The sequence below is a fragment of the Moorena sp. SIO2C4 genome (assembly GCF_010672485.1).
Classification (GTDB): Bacteria; Cyanobacteriota; Cyanobacteriia; order Cyanobacteriales; family Coleofasciculaceae; genus Moorena; species Moorena producens.
Genome location: NZ_JAAHGN010001587.1, coordinates 1 through 1,028 on the forward strand (window position 1 = coordinate 1; position 1,028 = coordinate 1,028).

The 1,028-nt window shown below is 47.1% G+C and carries 1 protein-coding gene; it reads right to left on the minus strand.

Going from position 1 to position 1,028, the window contains the following annotated elements; all coding sequences use genetic code 11:
- Positions 1 to 259 precede the first annotated feature (259 nt).
- Positions 260 to 1,028: DUF4382 domain-containing protein (locus tag F6K20_RS39715; protein ID WP_287298612.1), on the minus strand; the 769-nt coding region annotated here is incomplete at its 5' end.

Here is a 1,028-nt window from a genome sequence, read left to right on the forward strand (position 1 = left end):
TATGCAAATTAGATGGGTCAGAGCTGATCAGGTTTGATTTTTATAGCAGTACGCACTAAGGTTAGGACAACTCTTACCTCTAAAACCTTGTTAGAGTCAACTTCTGCCTTCTGCCCGCCCCCCTTAATAAGGGGGGTTAGGGGGGATTCCTTCTGCCTTGCGCGTAGCACTATATAGCAGTACCTCTCGATTTTTCCTTGTTTTGATCACGAATTTAGGTTAAAAGATTCTGGGGTTTGGAGTAAGGGTGTTGGGTAAGTCATGACTTGGAAATTGGTGTGGATTTACAGTGACCTTCACCGACATGACCTAGGTTAGGCAGAATGTCTTGAGTAAGCTGCTGATAGGTGCGAGCTGGGAGTGCTGATTGAAGCTGAGCCATGGTCACCTCTAGTTTGCCGTCCTTAGCGAGTGCAGCTAATGGCTCAAATCCGATCGCACCAGTGTTGAGGGGGTCATTGGCGGTCGCATCACTATCGCCAAAAATGTGATCGAAGTGGAAGGTAGCTTCTATCTCAGCTTTGCCATCCTTGGCTAGAATCCCTTTGCGCTGATCACCGATAAATTCACCACACCGGTATTCAATCTCTTGGTCGAGTTTGATCACAAAATCAATGGTTTGTCCCTGCTTACTGGCTTTACCACCCATAACCAAAGTTTGACCCATTGCTGGACCAGTCTTGGCTTTGACCATTTTCCAGGAAAGAGCATTGTAATGACCAGTTGGTGCATCAGCTATCTCAGCAATCAGAATTGGCTCGGCATTCTCTCCCCCCTCCGCTAAATCGATGGTTTTGGGATTGGGCAGGATAATTTTCTCTTGGACTGAGATTTCCTTTACTGTATCGGGGTTAAAGGGAGGGTTAGTTTGGTAAGCTGTCATGTCCGCTAGGTTGATGTAAACCCGATCGAAAGATATTTGCCAACGGTCTTTGGAAACAAAGCCCTGTCGGACAAAGTCTTCACCGTTAGCCCGAAATTGCAGCTTGCCATTCCCTGCTGTAGGCTTAGTCTCGCTCTTGGGGTCA